Source organism: Saccharopolyspora elongata (genome assembly GCF_004348985.1).
Classification (GTDB): Bacteria; Actinomycetota; Actinomycetes; order Mycobacteriales; family Pseudonocardiaceae; genus Saccharopolyspora; species Saccharopolyspora elongata.
Genome location: NZ_SMKW01000060.1, coordinates 17,356 through 37,418 on the forward strand (window position 1 = coordinate 17,356; position 20,063 = coordinate 37,418).

General features: G+C 68.5%; 18 protein-coding genes and 1 pseudogene. 2 read left to right on the top strand and 17 right to left on the bottom strand.

The genetic code is table 11. The annotated features are described in order from the left end of the window. Positions 1 to 10: 10 nt before the first annotated feature. From E1288_RS33115 to E1288_RS33170, 12 genes and pseudogenes are all read right to left on the bottom strand, one after another. Positions 11 to 424, bottom strand: coding sequence for a RidA family protein (locus E1288_RS33115; protein ID WP_132492312.1), 414 nt, complete (start codon positions 422 to 424; stop codon positions 11 to 13). Further along, a complete protein-coding gene (locus tag E1288_RS33120) occupies positions 421 to 1,188 on the bottom strand; it encodes a 2-keto-4-pentenoate hydratase (protein ID WP_132492313.1) in 768 nt (255 codons plus the stop codon). The genes E1288_RS33115 and E1288_RS33120 overlap by 4 nt, the downstream gene beginning before the upstream one ends. After that, positions 1,188 to 2,210, bottom strand: coding sequence for a 4-hydroxy-2-oxovalerate aldolase (gene dmpG, locus E1288_RS33125; RefSeq protein ID WP_132492314.1), 1,023 nt, complete (start codon positions 2,208 to 2,210; stop codon positions 1,188 to 1,190). The genes E1288_RS33120 and dmpG overlap by 1 nt, the downstream gene beginning before the upstream one ends. Further along, positions 2,207 to 3,154 (bottom strand): acetaldehyde dehydrogenase (acetylating), encoded by a 948-nt coding sequence (locus E1288_RS33130; RefSeq protein WP_132492315.1) that lies wholly within the window; start codon positions 3,152 to 3,154, stop codon positions 2,207 to 2,209. The genes dmpG and E1288_RS33130 overlap by 4 nt, the downstream gene beginning before the upstream one ends. Further along, positions 3,151 to 3,963, bottom strand: coding sequence for a 2-keto-4-pentenoate hydratase (locus E1288_RS33135; protein ID WP_132492316.1), 813 nt, complete (start codon positions 3,961 to 3,963; stop codon positions 3,151 to 3,153). The genes E1288_RS33130 and E1288_RS33135 overlap by 4 nt, the downstream gene beginning before the upstream one ends. After that, positions 3,960 to 5,576, bottom strand: a complete 1,617-nt coding sequence (locus E1288_RS33140) for a 2-hydroxymuconic semialdehyde dehydrogenase (protein ID WP_235883968.1) — start codon at positions 5,574 to 5,576, stop codon at positions 3,960 to 3,962. The genes E1288_RS33135 and E1288_RS33140 overlap by 4 nt, the downstream gene beginning before the upstream one ends. Then, positions 5,567 to 6,154 carry a 3-hydroxy-9,10-secoandrosta-1,3,5(10)-triene-9,17-dione monooxygenase reductase subunit gene (gene hsaB / locus E1288_RS33145; RefSeq protein ID WP_132492317.1) on the bottom strand — a complete coding sequence of 196 codons (588 nt, stop codon included), beginning with the start codon at positions 6,152 to 6,154 and terminating at the stop codon, positions 5,567 to 5,569. The genes E1288_RS33140 and hsaB overlap by 10 nt, the downstream gene beginning before the upstream one ends. Continuing rightward, positions 6,154 to 7,315 (bottom strand): annotated as a pseudogene (gene hsaA, locus E1288_RS33150) (3-hydroxy-9,10-secoandrosta-1,3,5(10)-triene-9,17-dione monooxygenase oxygenase subunit). The gene hsaB and the pseudogene hsaA overlap by 1 nt, the downstream one beginning before the upstream one ends. A gap of 141 nt (positions 7,316 to 7,456) precedes the next feature. Continuing rightward, on the bottom strand, positions 7,457 to 8,407 hold the full coding sequence (locus E1288_RS33155) for a LysR substrate-binding domain-containing protein (protein WP_132492318.1): 951 nt from the start codon (positions 8,405 to 8,407) through the stop codon (positions 7,457 to 7,459). Continuing rightward, positions 8,407 to 9,288, bottom strand: coding sequence for an alpha/beta hydrolase (locus E1288_RS33160; protein WP_132492319.1), 882 nt, complete (start codon positions 9,286 to 9,288; stop codon positions 8,407 to 8,409). Before E1288_RS33160 ends, E1288_RS33155 begins: the two co-directional genes overlap by 1 nt. Positions 9,289 to 9,298: 10 nt before the next feature. Further along, on the bottom strand, positions 9,299 to 10,114 hold the full coding sequence (locus E1288_RS33165) for an alpha/beta hydrolase (protein ID WP_132492320.1): 816 nt from the start codon (positions 10,112 to 10,114) through the stop codon (positions 9,299 to 9,301). Beyond that, entirely contained in the window at positions 10,111 to 11,127 is a 1,017-nt protein-coding gene (locus E1288_RS33170; protein WP_207954689.1) for an amidohydrolase family protein, read from the bottom strand. The genes E1288_RS33165 and E1288_RS33170 overlap by 4 nt, the downstream gene beginning before the upstream one ends. Before the next feature lie 370 nt (positions 11,128 to 11,497). Between E1288_RS33170 and E1288_RS33175 the strand changes: the two genes are divergently transcribed. Next, a complete protein-coding gene (locus tag E1288_RS33175) occupies positions 11,498 to 12,667 on the top strand; it encodes an MBL fold metallo-hydrolase (RefSeq protein ID WP_132492322.1) in 1,170 nt (389 codons plus the stop codon). A 240-nt stretch (positions 12,668 to 12,907) separates the two neighbouring features. On the opposite strand, the gene E1288_RS33180 is transcribed toward E1288_RS33175, so the two are convergent. Beyond that, a complete protein-coding gene (locus E1288_RS33180) occupies positions 12,908 to 13,180 on the bottom strand; it encodes a hypothetical protein (RefSeq protein WP_235883969.1) in 273 nt (90 codons plus the stop codon). A 123-nt stretch (positions 13,181 to 13,303) separates the two neighbouring features. Beyond that, on the bottom strand, positions 13,304 to 14,614 hold the full coding sequence (locus tag E1288_RS33185; RefSeq protein ID WP_235883970.1) for an alpha/beta hydrolase: 1,311 nt from the start codon (positions 14,612 to 14,614) through the stop codon (positions 13,304 to 13,306). 461 nt (positions 14,615 to 15,075) lie between these two features. Here E1288_RS33185 and E1288_RS49165 point away from each other — a divergent pair, with 461 nt between their 5' ends. Next, on the top strand, positions 15,076 to 15,270 hold the full coding sequence (locus E1288_RS49165; RefSeq protein ID WP_328592519.1) for a hypothetical protein: 195 nt from the start codon (positions 15,076 to 15,078) through the stop codon (positions 15,268 to 15,270). Here the strand turns inward: E1288_RS49165 and E1288_RS33190 are convergent. The 3 genes from E1288_RS33190 to E1288_RS33200 all read right to left on the bottom strand — a co-directional run bounded on the left by E1288_RS33190 (position 15,203) and on the right by E1288_RS33200 (position 19,744). Next, positions 15,203 to 15,805: a GNAT family N-acetyltransferase gene (locus tag E1288_RS33190; RefSeq protein ID WP_132492340.1), complete on the bottom strand. Its 603-nt coding sequence runs from the start codon at positions 15,803 to 15,805 to the stop codon at positions 15,203 to 15,205. The genes E1288_RS49165 and E1288_RS33190 overlap by 68 nt on opposite strands. Positions 15,806 to 16,001: 196 nt before the next feature. Further along, positions 16,002 to 16,820 (bottom strand): alpha/beta hydrolase, encoded by an 819-nt coding sequence (locus E1288_RS33195; RefSeq protein ID WP_207954690.1) that lies wholly within the window; start codon positions 16,818 to 16,820, stop codon positions 16,002 to 16,004. A 560-nt stretch (positions 16,821 to 17,380) separates the two neighbouring features. Beyond that, entirely contained in the window at positions 17,381 to 19,744 is a 2,364-nt protein-coding gene (locus E1288_RS33200; RefSeq protein ID WP_132492325.1) for an ATP-binding protein, read from the bottom strand. Between the last annotated feature and the right edge of the window lie 319 nt (positions 19,745 to 20,063).

Sequence of the window (20,063 nt, forward strand, 5' to 3'; positions counted from 1 at the left end):
CAGTTCCTCCTTATTGCTTCCGGTGCGCGATTGCCTGGATCTCGATCAGCAGGTGCGGGTGCGGCAACTGGTGCACGGCCACCGTCGTGCGGGTGGGGCCCTGCTCGTCGAAGTACTCGCCGTAGACCTCGTTGTATCCGCCGAAGTCGTTCATCGAGACCAGGAACGTGGTTATCTGCGCGATGTCGGACAGGTCGGCCCCGACGTCGTGCAGGATCTCGCGGATGTTCTCGATCACCGCTCGCGTCTGCTCGCGGATGTCCAGGTTCGTCGTGCCGAACTCGTCCACCTCGACGCCGACGAAGGTGTTGTCCGGCCTCCGGGAACTCGTGCCGGAGACGAAGATCAGATCGCCGACGGCCTTCACGTGCGGAAAGCGCCCCCGTGGCGTGGCGCGCCCTTCGACTACGCGTGCGGTGTTCATGCTCGTCCCTTCACCGATACCGATCCGATGCCGGCGACCCGGCATTCCACGACCCCGGCCGTCAGTGGAGCTGCCGCGGTCGCCGCACCGGCGAGCACGACCTGCCCGGCCCGCAGCGGGATCCCGTAACGGCGGCACATGCCCAGCAAGGCGTGCAGAGCGCGGGCGGGGTTGCCGAGGATGGCCGCGGTCGAACCCACCAGCTCGGTGTCGCCGGTCCGCAGCCGCACCGCGCGGTTCGACACGTCTTCGACCGGGCGCCACGGTCCCACCGCGTAAGCCGATGCCGAGGTGTTGTCGGCGATGACGTCGGCGTAGGTGAACCGGAAATCCCGGTAGCGGGAATCGATGATCTCCAGCGCGGGGGCGAGCGCGTCCACGCAGGACTCGATGTTCGTGGTCGGATCGTCCGGGTGGACATCGCAGCTCAGCCGGTAGGCGACTTCGGGTTCGACCTTCGGGTGGATGAAGCGGGAGAGGTCGACATCGGCCCCGTCACCGATCCGCATGGCATCGGTGAGCCTGCCCACGATCACGTCGGAGACTCCCATTTGCGCCATCTTCGCCTTGCTGGTGAAGCCGAGCTTCACCCCGACCACTGCTTCCTCTCGGGCCTTGCGGCGGGCGATCAGCGCGTCCTGGATCGCGTAAGCATCGGCCACGTTGATCTCGTGGTCGTCGGCAAGGCTGGGTGTGTCCTGCCGGTTCTCCTCCGCAGCGTGCAGCCGCTCGGCCAGTGCCTCGATCTTCTCCGTGGTGATCATCAGTTGCTCCCCACTGCGTCGCGCCGAGCGGCGAGGTCGAGCGCTACGTCGACGATCATGTCCTCCTGGCCACCGACCATGTGCCGGCGCCCGACCTCGAGCAGGATTTCCCTGGCGTCGAGCCCGTAGCGTCGCGCCGCCCGCTCGGCGTGCAGCAGGAAGCTCGAGTACACCCCGGCATACCCCAAGGTGAGCGTCTCCCGGTCGACCTGCACGGGTCGGTTCCGCAGCGGCCGGATGATGTCGTCGGCCGCGTCCTGCAGCGCGAACAGGTCGCACCCGTGCGCCCAGCCCAGCAGGTCGGCGACCGCCACGAACGCCTCCGCCGGGCAGTTCCCGGCACCGGCGCCCTGCCCGGCCAGCGCGACGTCGACCCGGTAGGCGCCGTGCTCGACCGCGGTCACGCTGTTGGCCACGGAGAGGGAGAGGTTCTCGTGCGCGTGGATGCCGATTTCCGTGCTGTCGTCGAGGACCTGCCGGTACGCGTCGATCCGCTCGGCGACGTCGGCCATGGTCAGCCGGCCGCCGGAGTCGGTGACGTACACGCAGTGCGCGCCGTAGGACTCCATCAGCGATGCCTGCTCGGCGAGCTCGGTGGGCGAGTTCAGGTGGCTCATCATCAAGAAGCCCGACACGTCCATGCCGTGCTCCCGCGCCCACGCGATGTGTTGGGCGCTGACATCGGCCTCGGTGCAGTGCGTCGCCACCCGAACGCTCCGGACACCCAGCGCGTGCGCTCTGCGCAGGTGCTCGATCGTGCCGATGCCGGGCAGCAGCAGGGTGGTCAGCGTCGCGTTCTCGACGACCTCGGCCGCCGCCTCGATCCACTGCTCGTCGGGGTGGGCGCCGAAACCGTAGTTCGCGCTCGACCCGCCGAGGCCGTCGCCGTGCGCGACTTCGATGGCCGCGACCCCGGCGGCGTCCAGCGCGCGGACGATCTGCCGGACCTGCTCGACGGTGTACATGTGCCCCATGGCGTGCATCCCGTCGCGCAGGGTCACGTCCTGGACGTAGATCTTCATGCGCACACCCATCCTCGGAGTTCGGCGATCCTCTCTGCGGTGCGAAGCGCGGCGGAGGTCATGATGTCGAGGTTCCCGGCGTAGTCGGGTAGGTAGTGGCCGGCGCCGAGCACTTCGAGGAAGACCGAGACCTTGGCGCCGGTGACCTTGCGCCCGAGCGCGGGCACGAAGGTGTCGTCGACCGCGTCGAACTGCACGTCCTGCTTGAGCCGGTACCCGGGCACGTACTCCCGCACGGACTCGACCATCTGCTGCACCGAGGCGGCGATCTTGGCCTTGTCGAGCTCCGCGTCGACTCCCTCTACGATGCAGAACACCGTGTCGCGCATGACGATCGGCGGATCAGCCGGGTTCAGCACGATGATGGCCTTGCCGACCTCCGCACCGCCGACCAGCCGGATGGCCTCGCTGGTCGTCTCGGTGAACTCGTCGATGTTGGCGCGGGTGCCGGGCCCTGCCGACTTCGAGGAGATCGATGCGACGATCTCGCCGTAGGCGACGGGGGCGACCCGCGCGATCGCCGCGACGATCGGGATGGTGGCCTGGCCGCCGCAGGTGACCATGTTGACGTCTGGGGCGTCCAGGTGTTCGTCGAGGTTCACTGGGGGCACCACGAACGGCCCGTGGGCGGCCGGGGTCAGGTCGACCACCAGCTTCCCGTGCTCGCGGGCGATCTCCGCGTTGCGCAGGTGCGCCTTCGCCGAGGTGGCGTCGAAGATCACCTTAATGCCGGCGAACTCGGGCAGCTCGACCAGGCCGTCGATGCCGCGGTGCGTGGTCGCGACCTTCAGGCGGGCGGCCCGGGCGAGTCCGTCCGAGTCCGGATCGATCCCCGCCATCGCGCCCATCCGCAAGGTCTCCGAAATCCGCATGACCTTGAACATCAGATCGGTTCCGATGTTGCCCGATCCGATGACGGCCACCGGGATGCTGCCAGTGCTCATGCTCGTTCCTCTTCGATCACTGCCTCGACCTCGCCCAGCCCGTCCAGCGCCAGCCGGAACCGCCCCGGCCCGCCGATCGGCACCACCGGGCCGAGGGCACCGGACATGACCACATCACCCTCGCGCAACGGCTGTCCCCGCCGGACCAGCTCGCGAGCCAGCCACGCCACCGCCGCGACCGGTGACCCGAGACAGGCGTGTCCCGCACCGAACGAGACCGGCTCCCCGTCGCGCTCCAGCGTCATGCCCACCTGCGACAGGTCCTTGCCCAGCAACGGAAAAGGCGTGGTTCCGAGCACGACAGCACCGCTCGACGCGTTGTCGGCCACGGTGTCGGTGATGGTCAGATCCCAGTCCGCGATCCGCGAGTCCACGATCTCGATCGCGGGAAGCACGAATTCGGTGGCCCGCAGCACGTCCGCAACGGTCGCGCCGGGAACCTCGATTCCCCTGCCCAGCACGAAGGCGATCTCGCCCTCCGCTCGGGGTTGCAGGAAATGGCTCCTCGGCAACGGCTGCGCGTGGGCGAACACCATGTCGTCCAGCAGCACGCCGAAATCCGGCTGGAACACGCCGAACTGCGCCTGCACGGCCGCTGCGGTGAGCCCGATCTTGGCCCCCACAACCCGGGCACCGGCCTCGACCCTGGTATCGGCCACCCGGCGCTGCACCTGGTAAGCCGCGTCGACGTCGGTGTCGCCGAGCAAATCGCGGACCGGTGGACACGGGGTCCGTGTTGCGGCCGCGGCGATCAGCCGCGTTGCGGCGGAGTCGATCCGGGTTTCGGTCGCTGCATCGAGAACTGTCATAGCTGCACGCACACATTCGTCGGTTCGGTGTAGAAGTGAAGTGAGGATTCGCCGCCCTCGCGGCCGATGCCCGAGAGGCCGACACCGCCGAAGGGCGACCGCAGGTCGCGCAGGAACCAGGTGTTCACCCAGGACATGCCCACGTTCATGCGCTGCGCGACCCGGTGCCCGCGCCGCAGGTCGTTCGTCCACACCGAAGCCGCGAGCCCGTAGTCGGTGTCGTTGGCCAACGCGATCGCCTCGTCCTCGGTGTCGAAGGGGATCAGCGCGGCCACCGGTCCGAATATCTCCTCCCGCACGGCTCGGTGGGCGTTCGTCAGCCCGGTCCAGAGGGTCGGCTCGATCCACGATCCCCCGCTTAGCTCGGCACCGAGCTCGGGCACGTCGCCGCCGGTGAGCACGGTGGCACCGTCCTGTTCGGCCAGTGCGAAGTAGTCGAGCACCTTCTTGCGGTGCGCCTGCGAGATCAACGGACCAGTGGTCGTCGAGCGAGCCTCCGGCGAGCCCAGCCGCAGGCCGCGTGCGCGCTCGGCGAGTCCGGCTGCGATGTCGTCGAAAACCCCCCGCTGGACGTAAACCCGTTCGGTGCACAGGCAAACCTGACCTGTGTTGGTGAACACCGACTTGGTCAACCCGGTCAACGCCTCGTCCAGGTCGACGTCGTCGAACACGATCGCGGCGTTCTTCCCACCGAGTTCGAAAGACACCGGGCGCACCTTGGGCGCCACCATCTTCATCACCTGCGAGCCGGTGGCCGACGACCCGGTGAACGTCACTCCGTCAATGCCGGGATGCGTGACCAGATGCTCGCCGGCGGAAGCTCCGCCGAAGCCGTGCACCACGTTGTAAACGCCTGGTGGCAGTCCTACCTCTGCGAGGACCTCGGCCAGCAGAGTCGCTGTGGCAGGGGTTTCCTCGCTCGGCTTCACCACCACCGCGTTGCCGCACGCCAGTGCTGGCGCGACTTTCCAAGTCAGCAGCAACAGCGGCAGGTTCCACGGCACGATCACGGCGACCACACCGAGCGGTTTGCGCACCGCGTAGTTGAGCGCCTGCCCGCCATCCGCCAGATCGGTGAGGAAGGATTCCAGTCCCGCCGCGGCCACCACATCGGCGAAGGTTCGGAAGTTCGTCAGCGCCCGCGTGACGTCCAGTTCGCGCGCCTGGGTGACCGGTTTGCCGGTGTCGGCGACCTCTGCGGCGACGAACTCCTCGAACCGCTCCTCGATCCGGTCCGCGGCGCGGCGCAGCAACGCCGCACGCTCGCGCACCGGGGTGTCCGCCCATCCGTTGGCCAGCGACCCGCGAGCGGCCTGGACCGCGCGGTCGACGAGCGCGGCATCCGCCTCGTGCACCCGGGCGATCAGCTTTCCCGTCGCCGGATCGATCTGCTCGAAACCGCGATCGGTGTCGGGTTCGACGAACCGCCCGTCGACGAAGTTGCGCGTCCAGAGCCCGTTCTGTGCCGTCATGCGTTCCAATCTGAACTCCTCGACCATGCCGATCAAATGCGCTTTTCGGCGCGAGCTATAACGGTTTCCGCATACCCGGAGGTTCGCCCCGGCCCGCGTACCGGGCGAAGAGGTGGGTGCGAAGACGGCCTTCAGAACCATCCGTCGGGACGGTCGAAGAAAGGCTCCACCGCCCATCTGCGGACGCCGTCGTCGAGCGGCTCGGCCGTCTCCGCATACGCACCACGGTAGAACAGCAGCGGCCGGTTCGGTCCCGGCGTGTCGAGGTCGGTGACGCGGCCGACCACGATGTGGTGGTCGCCGCCGTCGAGGACGTCGGCGACGACGCAGTCGATCCAAGCGAGCACACCGTCGAGCACCGGTCCACGCCCCGGCGACAAGCTCCAGCCGGTGCAGGCGAACTTGTTCTCACCCCGGCGTCCGAACACCGCACTCACCTCGCGCTGCTCGCTGGACAGCAGGTTGACGGTGAACCTGCCGACGCGCTCGATGGCCGCCCACGCCCGTGAGGCCCGGCTCGGGCAGAACAGGACGAGCGGCGGATCCAAGGAAAGCGCGGAGAAGGACTGGCAGGCGAAGCCGGCCGGCGTGTCCCCTTCGACGGTGGCGATGACGGCGACGCCTGTGCAGAAATGCCCGAGGACGTGCCGGAACCGATTCGGGTCGACCGCCCCGCGCGTGGTCGTCGACTCAGTGGTGGTTGTCCCGGCCGTCGCCATCAGAGCATCCCGCCGTCGATCGTCGCCCCGAACTCGACGTCCCCGAACATCTTGAGCGCCGCCTCGGGGTCGTTGGCGACGTGCACCCGGGCCGAGTGCGCATCGCGCCAGAAGCGCTGGATCGGCTTGTCGGTCGAGATCGACGAGGCACCGGAATTCTCGAAGAGCCGATCGACCGCGTGGATCGCGCGCTCGGCCGCGCGCACCTGGTCGCGGCGCAGCCGGGCGCGCAGGGTGATCGGGACGTCCCCTTTCCGGGCTGCGGCTTCGACTTCCTCGATGTTGCGGGTCAGCTGGAGCCAGGCGGCGTCGATCTCGCTGGCCGCGTCCGCGACGCGCACCTTCGCGAACGGATCGTCCTTGACCTTCTCCCCTGCGAACACCCGCACGCGCTGCCGCTGGTGCTCGATGTGCGCCTCGTACGCGCCGGCCGCGATCCCGACGAGCGGCGTGGCGATCGTCGTGGTCATCATCGAGTACAGCGGAACCCGGTACAACGGACTCGTGTTCACCTCCTGGCCGGGGCACGCGCAGCGGAACGAATCCGTGAAGCCGAGGACGCGGTGCTCGGGCACGAACACGTCGTCGACCACGATGTTGTTGCTGCCGGTCCCCCGCAGCCCGACGGTGTGCCACACGTCGTCGATCCGGTAGTCGGCGGCGGGCACGAGCATGGCCACGTAGTCCTGCGGCTTGCCGTCCTCGCCCACGATCAAGGTGCCGAGGATGGCACCGCCGGCGTGATCGCATCCGGATGAGAAGCTCCAGGTGCCGCTCAGCCGGTAGCCGCCCGCGGTGGCGGTGGCCCGCCCCATGGGGGCGTAGGCGGAGGACATCAGGACGTCGGGGTCCGCACCCCACATGTCCTCCTGGGCCTTCGCCGGGAACGTGGCCAGGTGCCAGTTGTGCGCACCGAGCACAGAGCTGACCCAGCCGGTGGAACCGCACGCACTGGAGATCAACTTGACGGCTGTGTAGAAGGAGCAGAGGTCGGTCTCGGTGCCGCCGTACCGCGCGGGCTGCAACATCCGGAAGAAGCCGGTCGCCTGGATGTCGGCGATGGATTCCGCCGGAACTTTCCGGATTTTTCTCGGCTTCCGGAGCGCGCTCGCGCAGCGCGGGCAGAAGGTCGCGGATGCTGTCGAGTACCTGCTCGGCCATTGTTCTTCCTTTGAGGTTAAGCATTTCTCGTGGCCCCGGGCGGTGTTTCCGGGTTCGACTGGAACCAGCTTCCCGCCGCGATCCACATCGGACAAATGCTTATCGAGCGGCCACCAATGCCTGTTGGGCATTCCTGGCGATTCATTCAGAGAGCGAAGCCGATTCCCGTTTTCCGGGCATGTGGGTCGATACCGAGCGCAGCTCGTCCACCAGCGCGATCGCGGAGGGGCTCAGCCTGCGTCCCTTGGAGACCGTGAGCCCCACGCTGTGGCCAACCGGTTCCAACGCGAACGGCAGTGCGGTCAGCCGCAGGTCGTCGCGGGAGATCAAGCTCGGCATCGCCGCGATCGCATCGGTCTCGACAAGCAGGTGGCGCACCGTGAGGAACGAGGTGCACTCGACGCGGTTCTCCGGCATGGGAAGGCTGTGCCGGGAGAAGAACTGCTCCAGCTCGCGCCGCAAGACCGTCTCCACGCCCGGCAGAATCCACGGATAGTCCACCAGCTCCGACAATTCGCGCACGTTCGCGGCCGCGAGCGGGTGCTCCGCGCGCACCACCAGGCAGATCGACTCCTTGTAGAGGCTGGTCCGGGTCACCGATTCGTTGCTCGGCGCGGTCAGCCGGCCGACGATCATGTCGATGCGACCCGCTTCGAGCTCGACCAGCAGGCTCTCCGGTGTGCCTTCGCGCACGACGACCGTGAGCAGCGGCCGTTTGGCCTTCAGCTGCGCGATGGCCGCGGGCAGCAACATGTTCGACCCGGCCAGGTGCGTGCCGACGACGGTCGTGCCGCGCGACGCGCCGGCCAGCTCATCGACGTGGCGGCCGGCCTGGGCGAGCTGGGCGAGCACGGCACGCGCGTGCTCGGTGAACGCCTCGCCGAACACCGTGGGGGTCACGCCGCGCGGGCCGCGCTCGTAGAGCGTGACGCCGAGGATCTCCTCGACCTCGTGGAGGCTCCGCGTCGCCACCGGCTGGGTCACGTGCAGCGCCGCCGCGGCGCCCACCACGCTGCCCTGCTTGGTCAGGGCATCCACGAGAATCAGGTGCCGGATCTTGAGCCGGCCGTCAAGCAAGCGGGGCAGTTCCATCAGACGTCCTGCGGGAGAGGCGAACGTCGTCGCGCACCGCTCTGCTCGATCAGCGCGAGCAGCTTCGCGGTGAGCGCCGAGTCCGGATCGGCCAGGTCGAGGAAGACGTCGTAGTGGTTCCGCCCGGGTACCGCGAAAAGCTCGCTCGGCGAATGCTCGGCCCACTCCTGGTGGAATCGCGCGCTCTGCGCCGAGAACCCGGTGCCGTCGTGCTCGGCGACGGCGATCAGCGCCGGAGGACCGGACTGCTGCGCGTGGCACATCGGACTCGCCGCAGCCGCCCGGTCCAGGTCGAGACCGAGCCATTCGTTGGCGAACGAGGTCACCAGCGGGCGCAGGTCGAACAGCCCGCTGATTGGCAGCGCGGCCTTGACCACGTCGTCGGGCAGGCCGAGCTGCTGCTGCCAGCCGGCGACCATCGTGCAGGCGGCCAGGTGGCCGCCCGCGGAACTACCGCCCACCGTGATCCGCTCCGGATCCAGACCGTACCGGTGTCCGTAGCGATGGACGTGCGCGATCGCCGTACGCACCTGGCGCACCATCTCCTCGATCGGGGTGCCTGGCGCGAGCCCGTAGTCGATGCTGACCGTGGCGACTCCGGCGTCGGCGAGAACACCCGCCATGAACGCGGTGTCCTCGCGCGCCAGCATCCGCCAATAACCGCCGTGGATGACCACGAACACCGGGCGCGGGTGCTGCCCGACGCCCCAGATGTCGAGCTTCTGCTCGCTGAGCGGGTCATAGGCCACGCCGGTGAAGCCGCGTAGCCCCTCGACCGCGACCTGCGAAAGCCTCCGGTACTCGGCGATCACGTGATCGAACACTTCGGGCGAAACCGTGTTGCGGACGTTGTACGCGGCGTCGATGTTCGGATCGGACACGGTTCAGCCCTCAGCGGCCGGTCGCGCGGGCGCGGATCTCGTCGGCGACGAGCTGCGGTGAATCCAGCGTCGGGAAGTGCGTTTCACCGCGCAGGTTCCGGTGGCTGAACCACGGGTGTTCCTCGTGGAAGTGCGCCTGCGCAGCTTCGTAGGAGGGATCGGTGGGCTGGGAGAACAGGTGCTTGATGGGGCGGTTCTCCCGCATCGCCGCCATGCGCGGCAGCGGGCTCCCCCACGTTTCGTAGGCCTCGGCGATCACCCGGCACGAACGGTCCCACATCTCGTGGTCGAACGCGGCCATCTCGTTGTCAAGGTGGTTGCGCACCAGCTCGTTCGAGCTGTCGTTGAGCCAGATGTCGAACAGGTCCTGGCGGTCCTGGCGCCAGCCATCCGGGTCGCCGCTGGCCTTGAGGCTCGCCACGAACTCGGGGCTCGCCGGGGTCATGATCCAGTCGATCACGATCAGCGACGGCACCCGAGTCGCGCCGACCCGGTCCGCGAGCTCGATGTTCGCCCAACCGCCGTGCGAGGTCGACACCGGCAGGAACCGGTCGACGCCCAGGGAGTCGAGCACGGCGATCGCATCCGACGCCTGCTCGGCCGGGCCGAAGTCGGCGACCGGTCGGCGGTCCGCGCCGTGGCCACGCCAGTCGATGCGGACGACGTGGTGGTCCGCGGTCAGGTGCGGCACGAGCGGGTCGAAGAGGCGATGGTCCTGGCACCACCCGGTGAGCAGGACCACCGTCGGGTCCGTGCGCTCGCCGTGCTCGTCGTAGGAGATCGCGTTCCCGTCGACGTCGAGCGTCTTGAGGAGGGGCGTGGTCACAGAACTTCCCTTCTGGTTCGGAGAATTGCCCGCCGGATGGGGTTTCCGGGCAGGGCTGGGTATGGCGATGCGGCTAGCTGCTCGCGTACGCAGACGATGTCGGTGCTGATGGCGGGTGCGAGGCCGTGGTCGAGAGCGGCCCGGAACGGCGGGTGCCCCATGCCCATCTGCATTTCCGTCTCCGGAGCGATGGTGACCTTCCCGCCGGTGTCCGCGAGCAGCTTCCACTCCTGGTCGTTGAGCGCCGGGCAGTGGATGTGCAGATGCCCGGGCAGCAGGAGATCGCGGTCGTGGAGCTCGCGCAGACCGCGCAGCAGGATCGAACCGGTGGCGGCCCCGGTGTGCGAGGCACCGAGGAGCCCGAGGTCCCGAGCGGTGCGGATCTCGGTCGCCGTCGCCTCGAACCGAACGGTGCCGAAGTCGCTGTACAACATGCCCATCCGGGAAAGCGGGTGCTCACCCGAGAAGTACTCCGCGTGCAGGGCCGACGCATCCGCAACCCGCTGCTCGTGCGCGGTGAAGGCCGGCGGCTGCACCGCGTATTCCTGCATTCCGTAGGCGTAAACCGACCGGATTCCCGCCGCGCGCAGGGCCTCGACACCGGCACGTGCGTGATCGGGGCTGTTTACGCAGTCGCAGCAGTCGAGGATCGTGGTCACGCCGGAATCGAGTGCCTCCAGCGCACCGACCGTCGCGGCTGCGGCCAGGTCGTCGGCCTGCATGATCGAGCCGATGCCGTAGAAGGTCGTGGCGAGGAATTCCAGCAGCGACTGGTCTGCGGAAATGCCGCGCAGCAGCGCCATCCAGGTGTGCCGGTGCGTGTCGATCAGGCCGGGCAGGACGCAACCGCCCGCGGCATCGATGAACTCCGCATCCACCCCGGCGAACTCGTCGGCGGAGCGCGCGACGGCCGCGATCCGGTCACCCTCCACCAGCACCGCACCACCGGGCAGGTCGCCGTACTCGGCATCCATGGTGATGATCGGTCCACCTGCGATGACGGTTCGCCTCATGCGCCCATCGTCGCCACGTGCCCCGAACCGCACCAATACCTGTTCCCGATGGACGTATACCCGTGGAGCATGGCTATCCGCCGCTGCTATTGCTCGGAGGACGCATAGCCGAGAAGGCATGCCCGCCGCCGGGATAGGTATTGGTCGCTCATGGATGCGCGGGCAATGCTGTGTGCCACCTCACGAGGTCGACGGCTCGCCCGCTTCGCGCACAACCGAAGCGCGCCGCGCCCGTACGACTTCGCGAAAGGCGACGATCTCCGCTGAGCGGACCGGGAATTATCCGCCCGTCGGGCGCGCATCGCCCAGGCTGCGGGGAGATCCGTTGTGGCAGAACAACTCTCGACTCGATCCGAGGTGGACAAGCACAATGTGTGACATCGTGTCGGAGGCGCTACGCGCCGGGATCTCCCGCCGGTCGATGCTGGCCGCACTCGGCGCCGGCGCCGCTGCCCTCGGCACCAGTGCCGCCGCATCGCCGCAAGCCGGAGCGTCCGCCAGATCCGCCGTCGCCGAGCAGTACCGGACCCGGGTCGTCCTGCTCGGCACGGCTGGCGGGCCACCGTGGTGGAACGGGTCCAAGCGCAGCGGTATCTCCACAGCGGTGGTGGTCGGCGACCGCTACTACGTGGTCGACGCGGGACACGGCGTCGGGCAGCGCATCCGGGAAGCCCGCCTGGGGAACTGGAAGGACGACGAGCAGGGCCCGCTCGATGCCATGCGCGCCATCTTCCTGACCCACCTGCACAGCGACCACGTCTCCGACCTGAACAACCTGCTGCTGCCCGCGAACGGACGGCAGGCCAACCCCGAACCGGTCCAGGTGTGGGGTCCCGGGAACCGCGGACAGCTCCCGCCGCTGTTCGGGCCGCCGCCGGCACCGGCGGTGACCGCACCGGAGAACCCGACACCTGGGACGGTGGAGCTGGTCGACCTCCTCACCAGGGCCTTCGCCACCGACTACAACGACCGCGCCTTCGACAACCGCAAACCGCCTGCTGCCGAGATGTTCACCGCCCACGACGTGCCGATCCCAGCCGAGTACACCGGCGACCCGAACGGCAACCCGCACCCGCGCATGAGCCCGGTGCCTTTCTACGAGGACGACCGGGTACGCGTGTCGGCGACGCTGGTCAAACACGCACCCGTCTTCCCTGCCCTGGCCTTCCGCTTCGACACCGACGACGGCTCGGTGGTGCTCGCCGGCGACACCGCACGCAGCGAGAACCTGATCGAAATGGCAACCGGAGCCGACGTACTGGTGCACGAGGTGATGGAAGCCAAGTGGCTTGAGACATTCCTCCCACCACCGCGAAACGACGTGCAGGAAGGCCTCTTCCAACACCTGCTCAGCTCCCACACGACCGTCGAGGAGGTCGGGCCGATCGCGGACGAGGCAGGGGTTGCGACCCTCGTCCTCTCGCACCTCGCGCCAGCGGCGTGGCCGGAGGAAGAATGGCGCCGAGCAGGTGACAACTTCTCCGGAACGCTCGTCATCGGACACGACCTCGACGAGACCGGCGTCGGCACCCCGTCCTGACCTGGAATTCGGAACGGAGCGATCGGTACGCCCCGGCGGAACCGGACCGGGCTCGGCTTCCGTGCAGCAGCCACCCGGTCCGATGCCGCCACAGTCACAACAGCCGCCAACCCTCACCTGCACCCCCAGAACCACCGCGCAACATCCAGGTCGCCGTGACCCGCACCAGCCGCAGCGGCAGTCTCCGGGGCATCGGAGGAGTTCTCATCAGCAAGACTTCACCGCTCGGACACGGCAGCCTCACCCGCTACGACCAAGGCTGCCGCTGTGCCCACTGCCGCCACGCCCTCGCCACCACGAGGCCGCCGTGCGCGCCGGGAGTGAGCTACCTGCGATTCCGAGGTCGCTGAGGACCAGGAACTGGCCGATGTTCTCGACGCCTTCGGCGACGCAGCTGCGCCCCATCGCGTGCCCCATGCCGGTCATGGCTCGGGCAATGGCGACGTCGGCCACGTCGGTTTCCACACCGGAGACGAACAGCCAGAGGCTGGTCCCAGACCTCTCGCAGCGCATGCGCATACACCTCCACGCCCTACGAGGACACAGCTCCGGGACGATGCGAGAGCCAGTCGATGAAATGCGCTGCAGGCTAAAGACTCGAATGCAACGGGTTCCTGCTTCAGGTAGGCGGCGGTCTCAATTGACCGCGGGGAGCCCCAGGCCCTGGCAGTCGACATCCCTTGGTGGAACCGTCCCGGCGACGAGGTATGCGGCGGTGGTCTGGTCGACGCAGGGGTTCTGCTGGCTGGCGAAGACACCATGCGAGTAGCCGTTCCGCAGCACCACCATCCGGGAGCCGGGCAAGACCGCCTGCATCCTCTTGGCTCCCGGGTAGGGCGTGGTCGGGTCGTGCGACGCTTGCGTGAGCAGGACCGCCGGCATCGCGGGGTGACCGAGGCGGGCCGTCTCGCGCGGTTGCGGCCAGTATCGGCATGTGGCGGCTTCGAACCCGGTGAGCACCGGCTGAGGATCAACACTGCGGAGTGCGCGCACGGCACCGATCACCTCAGCAGTGGACGGCCGAGTGCTGTCGGCGCACTTGACAGTGCGCAGCGCCGCTTCGTAGTTGCGAGATTCCTGGTCGGATTCCGGCATTTCCGGGGCGAATCCGTCGCCGTTTCCGGTGTGGACGTAGGCACTGAGCGCGCGGGCGAAGGGTTCCCAGCGTTCGGTCCGCGACAGGACTCGATAGACGAGGTGGTCGAACTCGCTGGGGCCGAAGGTTCCGCGCAGCGGGTTTTCTGCCAAGGCGGCGCGGGCGCGCGAGTATTGGCCGTGGACGGCTTCGGGGGTCGAACCGAGATCCAGGCTCGGGTGGTCGGCGATCCAGCGGAAGAGCACGTCGCGCTGGCGCAGCATGGCGAAAGCCTGTTGGGTGTCGAAGTCGTGCCAGCGGTCGGGGCTGACGACGCTGTCGAGCACCATTCTCCCGACGTGTCCCGGATATTCGGCGGCGTAGGCGGCACCGAGATAGCTGCCGTAGGACACGCCGAGGAAGTTCAGCACGGGCTCGTGCAGCGCCCGCCGAATGCGTTCCATATCCCGCGCGGTGTTCATGGTGTTGATGAAGACGGACACCGCACCGGCGTGCTCGCGGCAGTCGCCGGCCATCGCGCGCAAGCGGTTCAGGTAGTCACGTTCCTGGGGCACGGTGCTCGGAACGGGTTCGGGGCCAGGATGGTCGAACAGGCCACCGAGCGGCCCACAGTCCACCGGATTGCTGTGACCGACTCCGCGGGGGTCGAAGCCGATGATGTCGTAGGCGCGCTGGACGGACTCCGGCATCTTTCCGCGCTTGGCCACGGCGTAGTTCAGCCCCGCGCCTCCAGGGCCACCGGGGTTGACCAGCAACGCACCTCGGTATTCCTCCGGCGAACCCGACGCCCGGACTCGTGAGATCGCGATCGAGATCGTGCGCCCATCGGGCGCGTTGTAGTCCAGCGGCACGGCGATCTGGGCGCATTCGACGCCGGGTTCGTCCGGGCCCTCAGATGGGCACGGGCCGAACCGTAAGGGGGCAGCTCCGGCTGGAGTGGCGCTGAGCAGCGGAGCCAAGAGGGCGAGAGCGAACGCAACTCGGAGCGATCTTGTCACGGGCCGTCACTTTCGGGGGTAGCCGGATGGGCGGATTGTCCACCCAATAGAAAACGATTATCATTACCGACCGTTGTGCACAACCGTGGAGGAAGTCCGTGTGGGTCACCTGTTGTTGGTGGAGAGCCGGGTCGGTGCGATGAGCACGCTCCCGCCGAGGGGCATCCGGGAGAGCGGGCACCGGTTCAGCTCCGTTACCCGCAACTGCAGCACCACCCGCGTTCGGCAACGACATATCTGGGCCGCACCCGCTGCTCGGCGCCGACAACGTCCTGACCGTCGAAACCAATGACTCAGCAACGCTTTTCGAGCACCTGGAACAACTGCAGACGGTGCTGGGATTCGACTGCGTGGCAACGTCGTGCGACTACTACCTCGCCACCGCAGCCCGCGCCGCCGGGCACCTGGGTCTACCCGGGCCGAAAGTGAGATTTCAGGCTCTCAGCGCGGGTCCCTGCGCATGCACCACGTGCGGGGGCCGTTGTCGGGGAGCTGGACATCGGCTGTGACCTTGAAGCCGAGGCGCTCGTAGAACCGCACGTTCGCCTCGCTGGAAGTCTCCAGGAACGCCGGATACCCAGCGCGCTCGGCCTCCTGGATGCCGGGAATCAGCACCGCACTGCCGAGGCCCTTCCCCTGGGCCTCGGGAGCGGTTCCCACGGTTTCCAGAAACCATCCCGGCTCCTTGGGCCGGTACGGGGCGATGGTCTCGTCCGCAGCCGCGGAAGCGGCGGCCCGGTCACCGCTGAGTTCGCCGAGGATCGGCCCGAGTTCGGCGAAAGCAGGCGAGGGATCCTGGCCAGGAATGGCCCAGACCGCCACGGCGCGGCCGTCGGCGGCGACCCAGACGCGGCCGTACACCATGCCGATGCGGGTCAGGCACAGCTCCTGGGTACGCCGGATCCGGTCCTCGTGACCGTCCGCGGCGATCACGTGCCGGGTGAAGGGATAGTCGGCGAAGGCCCGGGCAAGGGTGTCGACCGCAGTGGGGATGTCGGCGTCGGTGATGGGACGCACGGAAGAGGCGTTCTGGTGCTGCGGCATGTTCACCAAGCGATCTTGACAGCAGGTCATTCCCTCGGCAACGCATTTGACCGGGTACCTATGCCACCCTACATACTCCCCCGACGCCGCGACCTGCGACCGCCCAGCCCGGCCACCCCTGCTTGGTCTCGTCCGTCTGCCTCGAGCATCGCGCACCTCGCATCCCAGACCGCAGCAGCCCTCGCCGCTGGACCGGTCAGTTCGCGAGCCGCACCACCGACTCGACAACCTCGGGCCCGTCAAGCAGGGCGAGATCGTTGTGGCCCGCGTTCGCAACGTCCAGTTCGATCGTGCCGGGCCGTATCCGGGCGACGGCTCGGCTCTCCTCCGGGGGCACGATCGAGTCGGCAGTCCCGTAGACGACCGCGACCGGGCACCGGACGTCGCGCAAGTGCATCGCGAGCGGGTACCGGTCCCAGAGCAACAACCTCACCGGCAGGTACGGGTAGTGGCGTTGGCCGACGGAAGCGAGGTCGGTGAACGGTGACCGCAGCACCAGCCCGGCCGGTTTGTGCTCGGTCGCCAGCTCGGTGACAACGGCCCCACCGAGGCTTTCGCCGTAGTAGACCAACCGATCCGGTCGCAGGCCGGCTTCCTCGACGAGGTAGCGCAGCGCCGCACGGACGTCCTTCGCTAATCCCTCCTCGCTCGGGCGGCCCGGGTTGCCACCGTAACCGCGGTAGTCGAACAACAGCACGGCCAGTCCGCGTTCGGCGAGCGCGTCGGCCAGCGGAGCCCGCAGCGACCGGTTTCCCGCGTTGCCGTTGGCGACCAGCACACCCGCACCGCGGTGCTGGCCGCGGGCAGGCAGATACCAAGCACCCAGCTGCAGTCCGTCGCTCGTGCGCAGCACGACCTCCTCGGCGCCACTGAGCACCGCGGCAACCGGCGGCGTCTGACCGGAGGGGTAGTAGATCAGCCTTCGTTGGAACGCCCAGACTGCCCCCAGGACTACGGCGATCACCAGCACCACGACGAGCACGACGCGCAGCACACCTCCCAGTGTGCGCGACATCCCTGCCTGCCTGCCGCCAGTGACCGTCACACTGTTCACCGAAGCGCCGCCGGCGCATGGCGCGCCGGCGCATACGGTCGGCGGTCGAGCCGCGTCGTGTCAGCAGGCCGGTTGACGGCAAACACGTTCGCGTGCGAGACGATCTTCACCGCCCGAAGGCAGCTGGTGATGAAGTTGGAGAAGTCCGCAGCGCTGTCGTCCTGATCGGACCGGCAAGTTGATGCCGCTCCCCGCTAAGGGCCGGTCCGGTGGATCATGTGACCGTCTCGGGTTCGAGTCGTTGGCATGTCCATGGGACGGGGAGATCTCACGAATGATGAACGGGCGCGGCTGAAGCCGCATCTACCGAAGGCCGGTCACCCGGGCGGACCCCCACGTCACCGAGCACCTCGTCGGCCTCCCAGTCGCACGTGTTCAGCAGCCGCTGGATCCGGTCGGGACACGAACCGCTCATGCGGGCCAGCCCCGCCAGCCCACCGGGCGACATCAACATCCCCAGCCATGACCAAACCAACGAAGGACCTTGCCCTCGTCTGCCTATCTCAGTCGGCATCGGAGGGTCAAGGCGCTGGAGCCCGATGTGCGCGGGCTTCGTCATCGGATTCGTCGAGGGACGCGATCCAGGAGGCGACTTGGGTGCGGGAGGCGAAGCCGAGCTTGCCTAGCATGCGCTCGACGTGGCCGTCCACGGTGCGGGGCGAGATCACCAGGTTCTCGGCGATGGCGCGATTGCTCAGTCCCGTGGCGATCAGGCGCGCCACCTCCAGTTCCCGGTCCGTGAGCGGGCAGCTTCGGGCGACACACGTCGCGGTGGTGGGCTTGACGGCTGCGTCGATTTCCAGGGCGAGCTCGATCGCCTCGGCCTTGGTCAGATGAGCCAGGCGCTGGGCGACCTTCGCCACCCGTTCCGCGCCCACCGTTTCGACGACCTGTTGGGCCAGGCGCAGGGAGTCTGCGGTGATGTGGGGTCCGAACGCATCGATGGAGGTGCCGAGCCGGTGCCACACCGCTCCGGCGGCAGCTCCCAGCATGGCGGCGTTGTCCGCTTGCTGGTTGGACATGGCGATCCAGGACATCAGCTCCAGCACCAGGGCCGTGCAGACGCCGTCGGTGAAATCGCGCTGGATCTCCAGGGCCGCCGTCGCGGCCTGCTTGGCCGCGGCCATGTCGCCCGCGCGCCAGTGCTGCAGGCCGCTGATCCACAGGGCGTAGGCGTGATTCCAGCGTTCTCCGTGCCGGGCGCTTACGGCTAGCACCTCCCGGCAGGTCTCCAGGGCGTCGCCCGCGGGCTCCTGGAAGTTGCGCGCCATGGCGAGCTGGAACTGCGCGGTGAGCACCGCGCCGGTGCTGCCGAGCGCCCGGTGCCCCTGCACAGCCCGGTGGTACAGGCCGATCGCCGTGGGCAGGCTGCCGCTGAAGAGGTGGTACAGGGCCCGCCAGTTCGCGGCGTGCGCGGCCAGCTCCTGGTCGTCCAGCACCACTGCCACGTGCTCCAGCTCCGCCAGGCGGACGGCGGCGGCCTCGCGATCCCCCTGCAGGAGCGTCGCCCAGGCCGCCACCCACAGCACCGACCCCCGCTCGACGGTGTCGCCGTCCAGCACGTCGAGGATGCGGTCCAGCCATCGCCTTCCCTCGCTGAGCGAGCCGCCGGCGATCCAGTGGTAGCGCAGGAAGGACGCGAGCCGGCCGCCCGCGGGACGCTCGTCGGGTGTGGTGAGGGACCATTCCAGCGCCGCGAGCAGGTTGGCGTGGTCGCGCCGCATGGTGGCGAGCATCTCGTGCTGCCCGGGCCCGCACCAGCGCTCCACCATGGAGCGGGCCTGGCGCAGATAGTGATCGCGCATGCGGCGCCGCAGCACCGGCAGTTCCCCGAGTTCGTCGAGCCGCTCGGCGCCGTATTCGCGCACGGTCATCAGCTGCCGGTAGCGAACCCGTTCACCGATGTGCTCGGCTATCACGATCGACTTGGCGACGAGCCGGTCGAGGACGTCGACGACGCGCTCGGCGGCGAAGTCGCCGAACCCGCAAACCTCCTCGACCGCCGTCAGGTCGCATCCGCCCGGGAAGACCGACATCCGCGCCCACAGCAGGCGTTCGTCATCGGAGCACAGCTCGTGGCTCCAGTCGATCAGTGCGCGGAGCGTCTGCTGTCGCGGCCGAGCCACGCGACTGCCGCCGGTGAGCAGTTCGAATCGGCGGTCCAGGCGCTCGACGACCTGGCCGACGGACAACGTGCGCAGCCGGATGGCGGCGAGTTCGATGGCGAGCGGCATCCCGTCGAGCCGTTCGCACAGCTGTTGGACGGCAAGGCGGTTGGCATCGGTGACGGCGAAGTCCGGGGCGACGCTGCGCGCCCGGTCGACCAGCAGCTGAACGGCTTCGCTGTGGTCGACGCTCGCGGCGTCGTGCAACTGCTCGGCCGTCGGTACCGACAGGGGCGGGATCACCGTGACAAGCTCGCCCGCGATGCCGAGCGGTTCGCGACTGGTGGCCAGGACGCGCAGGCCCGGTGCCGTTTCGAGAAGTTCGGCCAGCAGTTCGGCGGTGGGCGTCAGCACGTGCTCGCAGTTGTCCACGACCAGCAGCACCTGCTGGGTTCCCAGATGATCGACCAGTTGCTGGGTCGCGGACCGGTTCGACTGGTCCAGGACGGCGAGCGCCGAGGTGAACGCGGAGGCCACCTCGCGCGCATCGCCGAGGCTGGCCAGCTGGACGACCTGAATACCGTCCCGGAACGCCCTGCGAACCCGGTCCGCGACCACCAGGGCGAGCCGCGTCTTACCGATGCCGCCGGGACCGGTCAGCGTGACGAGCCGGGAGGCCGACAGATTCCTGCGCACGCCGGCGATCTCCTGCCGACGCCCCACGAAACTGGTGAGACCGCCAGCGCCGACCAGACAACCGCGTCCACTGTCGTCGTCCATGGTCTCCGATGTCCTCGCCTCGGCCGTTCCGCTGACCCTATGTCGAAGGACACTTCGTGCCAAGGACGCACGCCCGGAGAAACACGGGCTTTCCCCGGCCAGCGCTCCGATTCATAGTCCCGCGACCAGAGCCCATATCTTCCGCGAATCAATGCGATCACGGGTTCGAAGTGATGAGTACCCGCACGGGCAGAGGGGGTACCGAAGGGGGTCATCTCACCCGAGACCGCGGCCACGCCCGTGTTCAGTCTTCTATCACCACGACGCGGACCGGTGCAGTGGCGGGCACGGCACCGGTCCGCGTGCCATACCTCCACAG